This window comes from Microcystis sp. M49636_WE2 (assembly GCF_030065375.1).
In the GTDB taxonomy this organism is placed as follows: domain Bacteria; phylum Cyanobacteriota; class Cyanobacteriia; order Cyanobacteriales; family Microcystaceae; genus Microcystis; species Microcystis aeruginosa_C.
Map to the genome: position 1 here is coordinate 1 of NZ_JASJFG010000557.1, position 6,013 is coordinate 6,013.

Annotated in this window: 9 protein-coding genes; 8 read left to right on the forward strand and 1 reads right to left on the reverse strand. The window is 38.5% G+C overall.

Annotated features, from left to right (window positions below; genetic code table 11):
* The coding region (locus PX484_RS12865) for a hypothetical protein (protein ID WP_502882737.1) at positions 1-316 on the forward strand (316 nt) is incomplete at its 5' end.
* 260 nt (positions 317-576) lie between these two features.
* Here the strand turns inward: PX484_RS12865 and PX484_RS12870 are convergent.
* Complete coding sequence (locus PX484_RS12870; RefSeq protein WP_287765524.1) at positions 577-1,383, reverse strand: hypothetical protein; 807 nt, start codon at positions 1,381-1,383, stop codon at positions 577-579.
* Positions 1,384-1,472: 89 nt separating this feature from the next.
* Here PX484_RS12870 and PX484_RS12875 point away from each other — a divergent pair, with 89 nt between their 5' ends.
* The 7 genes from PX484_RS12875 (at position 1,473) to PX484_RS12905 (ending at position 5,780) form a co-directional block, all read left to right on the forward strand.
* Positions 1,473-2,000 (forward strand): hypothetical protein, encoded by a 528-nt coding sequence (locus PX484_RS12875; RefSeq protein ID WP_287765526.1) that lies wholly within the window; start codon positions 1,473-1,475, stop codon positions 1,998-2,000.
* Positions 2,001-2,003: 3 nt separating this feature from the next.
* On the forward strand, positions 2,004-3,482 hold the full coding sequence (locus tag PX484_RS12880) for a caspase family protein (RefSeq protein WP_287765528.1): 1,479 nt from the start codon (positions 2,004-2,006) through the stop codon (positions 3,480-3,482).
* A gap of 251 nt (positions 3,483-3,733) precedes the next feature.
* Positions 3,734-4,126, forward strand: coding sequence for a type II toxin-antitoxin system RelE/ParE family toxin (locus tag PX484_RS12885; protein WP_287765531.1), 393 nt, complete (start codon positions 3,734-3,736; stop codon positions 4,124-4,126).
* On the forward strand, positions 4,119-4,415 hold the full coding sequence (locus tag PX484_RS12890; RefSeq protein WP_002731911.1) for a helix-turn-helix domain-containing protein: 297 nt from the start codon (positions 4,119-4,121) through the stop codon (positions 4,413-4,415). Before PX484_RS12885 ends, PX484_RS12890 begins: the two co-directional genes overlap by 8 nt.
* A 434-nt stretch (positions 4,416-4,849) precedes the next feature.
* Positions 4,850-5,224, forward strand: a complete 375-nt coding sequence (locus PX484_RS12895; protein ID WP_287665943.1) for a type II toxin-antitoxin system RelE/ParE family toxin — start codon at positions 4,850-4,852, stop codon at positions 5,222-5,224.
* Positions 5,221-5,526 (forward strand): helix-turn-helix domain-containing protein, encoded by a 306-nt coding sequence (locus PX484_RS12900; protein ID WP_002732780.1) that lies wholly within the window; start codon positions 5,221-5,223, stop codon positions 5,524-5,526. Before PX484_RS12895 ends, PX484_RS12900 begins: the two co-directional genes overlap by 4 nt.
* A 50-nt stretch (positions 5,527-5,576) precedes the next feature.
* Entirely contained in the window at positions 5,577-5,780 is a 204-nt protein-coding gene (locus tag PX484_RS12905) for a hypothetical protein (RefSeq protein ID WP_079205616.1), read from the forward strand.
* The last annotated feature ends 233 nt before the right edge of the window (positions 5,781-6,013 follow it).

Below are 6,013 nucleotides of genomic sequence, written 5' to 3' on the forward strand. Positions count from 1 at the left end.
CGGCCCCACCATCGAAACCGATTTAGGAAAAATCCTAGACCAGATTAATCAGAATCTTAAAGAGACCAATCAGAAGCTAGACGCGCTCCAGAAAGATGTCACAGAGATCAGGATTGTTCAAGTCAGATTCGAGGCCGAAGTAAAGGGAGATCTCAAGGCATTACAGGGAGAATTCAACACATTACAAGGTGATTTAAAAGAGATTAAAGGCTCCCAGAAAGCCCAAATTTGGGCATTAATCACCATCTTGGCAACAGCAGTTATCGGAACTATTATCCGCTTTGTCATCACTGTTCCCCCTGTTAGCAACCCCTAACTTCCACTGCCGGGGAACAGGCTTCTGGTTCCTGTTTGATATTCAGGTAGAATTAATGATAGAATTGGTGCGTTACGGCGGATTATTAATTTGGGTTTTTTGACCGGATTTGTGACCGACTCAACACTTTATCATCCTCTACTGATCCCCCCTGCCCCCCTTGATAAGGGGGGTGCCGATAGGCGGGGGGATCCCCCCTGCCCCCCTTGATAAGGGGGGAACTGACAACTTTTAACACCTACCTACTTATGTTTTAGATGCTAGGGTTGGGAGATGGAAGAATTAAGAATTGTCAATTGAACACCGTTATCTCTTTCATAAACTATCACGACGGGAAAGGTTAATTTAGCTTCTTTTTTTGGTAACGCTGGGAAAATATAGGAATAACCATTGCCTTTGAGCAACAGTCGCCAAATTCTCGGTTTATCAGGGTTACTAATATCGTTAAGTTCGTTATCTAATAAACGTTTGTAGGATTGAAGATCGCCGATAATTCTAAAATTAGGTAAGTTAGTTTTTGTGGAACGACTTTCTAAAGGATTATTAAGTTTTCGTCCTAAGCTGGCATCTTGAGGCATAACAATCGTGACAATCGGTAAAGCGGAGGTTTCATTAACAGCATCTTTCCAAGCATCATCTTTTGCTTGCCAGGTTGCCAGCCAAAAAAGAGCCATCAGTACAAAAATAACGATAATAAATTCATTCAATAGGGATGATAAAAAATCAACGATCTTAGCTTGGGATTTACTCAAAGCAATCGGTAATCTTTTCAGATATTTTATCAGCCATCTTTGTCCGGCAAAGGTGATGACAGTAGCACCTATAATCACCAATAAAAATAGGATTTTTCTAGGAATTGCCCAAAGGTCTCCAAAAAATGTTTGAAAAGCGGCAAAATAAAAGGATTCGTTAGGAAGACTCAGAGTCGTAACTTCGAGGTAAAAAAAGCTAAAGTATGCCCAGCGATAAATCCAGCCGGTAAAGTAAAGAGCAGCGGCTAATAAAACCAATACACTAATTAGTTTACCGAGAGGATTAAATTCTGAGGAATTGTCGGGATCAGTCATGACAAACTGCTTGGGATGGTTGAAGTGAAAAAGGAGATGTTAAAATTCTATCATCTCTTATTTATTTCGATATTGAGGGGTTAAGTCGGATGATGAAAGCTATTTTGCGGGGGAGTATTTTCTCTTTGCTGTTGCTGGGAGTAGCAAGCGATAGGCGGTTAGAATGGCTTCAGGGTTCTGTCCGCAGTCAGGAAACGGCGTTAGAGGTGGCTGTACCGGATAAGGCGACGGTGGTACTCAAGCGGGGAAATCCTCTGACGGGACGGTTAACAGCTTTTAATCAGGCAAGTTTGAGACTGTCGGCGGGGGGTGATTCAGAAACAGTTCCTCTGAATCAAGTTAAATCGATAGAATTTCAAGGAGATGTCTGGATTGAGGGTGAACCTCTTCCTTCTCGTATCCGAGGTTATGTTAAAACTTGGCCTGGAGTTCCTGTCACAGCTTTCAGGTTACAAAATCCTCCCCAGTCGGCTAAAGTCAACTTAAATAGGGTATTAACACCTGAAGAATTACAAAAGCTACTTAATATCAAAGACAAGGTTCATGTACTATCTAAAATTAATTTTAACTCGCCTCAAAAAATGACATTAGAAGCCTTTACTATGCACAAAAAATAAATTATGTCTATCTCTCGTCTTAAACTTCTGGGTTATTTAATCATCACAACAACTATCCTAAGTGTTGCGATGTGGATGTCTCCTGAGAGAGGCAAATTTTTGCCATTTAAGGGCATCAATCAAGCTGTTACCCAAAATCGTCCAAACACACAACAGCAGCAAAGAATCGCGTTAGTAATTGGTAATGCTAATTACACAGTGGGAAAACTAAAAACTCCCCTTAATGATGCCACAGATATGGCTAATGCTTTGAAGGAATTAGGTTTTGAGGTAATTTTGCTCAAGGATTCTTCTAAACGACAAATGGATGATGCTCTCGATCAGTTTTTCACTCGGATTAATCAAGGTTATGTCGGTTTATTTTATTATGCAGGTCATGGAATGGAGGTAGAAGGAGAAAATTATCTTATTCCTGTTAATGCTCAGATTAAATATGAAAAAGATGTTGAGTATGAGTCAATGCCTTTGGGGAAAATACTCGGCAGAATGGAAGATGCGGGTAATCGAATTAATATTGTGATTTTAGATGCTTGTCGGGATAATCCTTTTCGTAAATTTTGGCGTTCATCTAGCAGGGGATTAACAGCACCATCGCAAGCAACATCAGGAACTTTAATTGCTTTTGCCACTGCACCGGGAAAAGTCGCTAGTGATGGTACTGGACGGAATGGATTATTTACTTCCTACTTATTGAAATATATTAAAACTCCCAATATGGAAGTGGATTCAATGCTGCGAAAAGTACGCTCTGATGTTGTCCAAAATACTAATAATTATCAAGTTCCTTGGACTTCATCTTCTTTAATAGGAGAATTTGCTTTTAATCAAAAGACTGAAACAACCCCTCCTCCTGTGACTAGCTCACCTGTTCCTAAACCTAGCCCATCTATTGCTGTTGTACCAACGCCAAAACCAACCCCTTCATCTGTCCTCAAGCCAGGAACTACTCTTATATCGAGGTCAACAGGAGTGAACTATACCAACCTTCGACAACTCCTACAACAGAAGAAATGGAAAGAAGCTGATGAAAAAACCTGGGATTTAATGATGGCTGCTGCTAATAGACAAGATTATGGTGGATTTAATGACGAATCATTCCGAAAGTTTTCCTGTGAGGATTTACGAATGATTGATCAAGAATGGTTAAATGCTTCAGGAGGAAAGTTTGGCTTTTCTATACAATTGGCGATTTATAAGCAGACAGGGAATACCCCCGGAAGCTTTAATCTAGAAACTTATCGTCGTTTTCGTGATGCAGTGGGCTGGCAGCTACAGGGGAGGATAACGGCGGGGAAACTATATGAGGACTTGACCTGGGGTACAAACGCACCTGCAATCGCACCCAAAGGACACCTCCCTCTCGGAGGTGGGTATGGTAGGCTATGGGAGGAAACTGACGTAAAGTTATATTATTCTAGTAGATATGAAGATTGGAGTAGAAAGACTTTTTTTGCAGAGCGACTTGTAGATTGTAGAATATAACAATCTCAGGTCTTTTGTCAAGTCTAATTTTAGGGGGTTTGCTCACGGAAACATCAGCTTTTGGGGAACTCGATACTTAACGATGTTGATGTCTATTATCGCGGAATTTCTAAGTTTAATTTAGGGGATAAACAAGTGGCGATCGCATAATTCTTTTCAACGAGGTTATGAGCTATCCAGCAATTCGATACCCATCACCATCACCTGATTGCATTTATTGATTTTTCATCGCATACTATTTAAAAAGAAACGTGCCAAAGACAAAAATCATCTTTTATCAAGAAGCAGAAGGCATCTCACCCGTTGTTGAGTGGCTTCAGAAATTACTCAAAACTGATAAAAAAGGATTTGCCAAATGTATAACCAAAATCGAACAACTTGCCGCACAAGGTCATGAACTGCGCCGCCCTGCTGCCGATTATCTCAGAAATGATATCTGGGAGCTTAGAGCCAAACAGGGAACCATACAATATCGAATCATCTATTTTTATCATGGTCAAAATATAGCAATTATTGGTCATGCTCTTATCAAAAAAACTTCCGCCGTTCCCTCACAAGACATCGAGAGAATTATCCAAAGAAAAGCACAATTTAAACAAAATCCAGAACTTCATACTTATCAAGGAGAAATAAACAATGCCTAAAACCACAGATGCCGTAAAAATCATTCACCAAATGATTGCAGACGATCCCACAATCAAAGAACAAATTGCCCTAGAATCCCTCAACTCAGAAATCGCACAATTGATTTATGACGCTCGTATGAATGCTGGATTAACTCAACAACAACTAGCCGACCTAATCCATGTTGAGCAATCCGTTATTGAAGATCTAGAAGACGCTGACTATCAAGACAATCCCCTAATAATGCTACAAAAAATTGCCACTGCCCTTAATCAACGAGTCAAAATGAGCCTTGTTAGTAGCTTGTAGGGTGCGTGTTTGCGCGTATTTAAAGGAGATTTGTTAATAATTAAACTATTACCGCGCCGTAACGCACCATCTTAAGAAAATTGGTGTGTTACTCTATCACTAACGCACCCGACAAGAGCCGCTACTGTGTCTGGAGTGGTTTTTATTATGATTATTTAACTGCTACCGAATATCCCCCCGCAGTAATCTCTCCCTAGTAACAGGTTTCTAGTTCTTGTTTGATATTCAGGTAGAATGAATGATATAATTGGTGCGTGGGGCGTGGCTCTCTCGTTTAAAAGCTTGTTACCTGTAGAATATAACGATCTCAGGTCTTTTGTCAAGTCTAATTTTAGGAGTTTTGCTCACGGAAACATCAGCTTTTGGGGAACTCGATACTTGACACTATTTAATTTATCATTTGTTAGAAAACTCACATATATAAAAGCTTTAATATGCCAAAAATACAACTTATTTTTTACCAAGATGAAAGAGGTAATATACCAATTATAGAATGGCTTGATAGTCTTCCTGGCAAAGCTCAAAACAAATGCTTTATCAAATTACAAAGACTGGCAGAACTAGGATATGAATTACGCAGACCAGAAGCAGACTTTTTGCGGGACAAAATTTATGAATTGAGAGTTAATTTTAAAGGAATAAATTATAGAATTCTTTATTTCTTTTATAAAAACAAAGCTGTGGTCATTTGTCATGGTATAATTAAAGAAAAAGAAGTTCTACCACTGGAAATCGAGCAAGCAATTAAAAACAAAGCTAAATTTGAAAAAAATCCCGAATTACACACCTATTTTCAGGAGTTGATATGAATACACACCAAACGACAGCCGATGGCTTACAAATTCTTTACCAACGTTATTATGCTAATAATCCAGAACGTCAATTAGAATTAGAAAAGGCTCGTATTGATGACGAAGTAGCCAGAAAAATATTTAAGATTAAGGAAACACATCATCTTTCAACAAAAGCTTTAGCAGAATTAATTAATACTGATGAATCTATTATTGAAGCCTTAGAAAATGCTGACTATGAAGGAAACTCTTTTTTGTTGCTAAATCTCATCGCTACAGCCCTAAAAATAAAGGTTAAATTTGAATTAGTTTCAGCCTAATTGTTTCAGTAATTTGCTACAATGAGAATAAGCTGTCGCGCATTTAAACAATGACAATGATAAACCTAGAAACAATTGAAGAAGATATTGCGTCCCTTCCCCCCGACGCACAACAGACTATTCTTGAACTTGTAGATATTCTCAAAAAACGATATTCTCCCAACCCACAGGAAATGAAAGAGCAGCGAACAGAAGATTGGTCTGACTTTATCGGTTGTATAGAAGCTGAACCAGACCTTTCTTTTGAATTATGAATTATGAATTATCAAAAAGAATAGAAGAAACAAATAGATATTCGGGAACGTTGTTTTGAGTATGCACTGCGAGCAATTAAACTTTATCAATCAACAATAATTTGAGAAAATGAACCAAAAAACTTACCAACTAACCTTAAACTTTGACCAGATTTTAGATTTGGTTAAACAACTCCCAGAAAGTGACAAAATAAAACTCAGTAAAGAACTCGAAAAAGAAACTTTAAATCAAA

Bases quoted from the DNA above. Each gene is read 5' to 3' on its own strand.
- PX484_RS12890 (WP_002731911.1), top strand. From the start codon at position 4,119: ATGCCTAAAACCACAGATGCCGTAAAAATCATTCACCAAATGATTGCA.
- PX484_RS12870 (WP_287765524.1), bottom strand. From the start codon at position 1,383: ATGACTGATCCCGACAATTCCTCAGAATTTAATCCTCTCGGTAAACTA.
- PX484_RS12900 (WP_002732780.1), top strand. From the start codon at position 5,221: ATGAATACACACCAAACGACAGCCGATGGCTTACAAATTCTTTACCAA.
- PX484_RS12880 (WP_287765528.1), top strand. From the start codon at position 2,004: ATGTCTATCTCTCGTCTTAAACTTCTGGGTTATTTAATCATCACAACA.
- PX484_RS12905 (WP_079205616.1), top strand. From the start codon at position 5,577: ATGACAATGATAAACCTAGAAACAATTGAAGAAGATATTGCGTCCCTT.
- PX484_RS12895 (WP_287665943.1), top strand. From the start codon at position 4,850: ATGCCAAAAATACAACTTATTTTTTACCAAGATGAAAGAGGTAATATA.
- PX484_RS12875 (WP_287765526.1), top strand. From the start codon at position 1,473: ATGATGAAAGCTATTTTGCGGGGGAGTATTTTCTCTTTGCTGTTGCTG.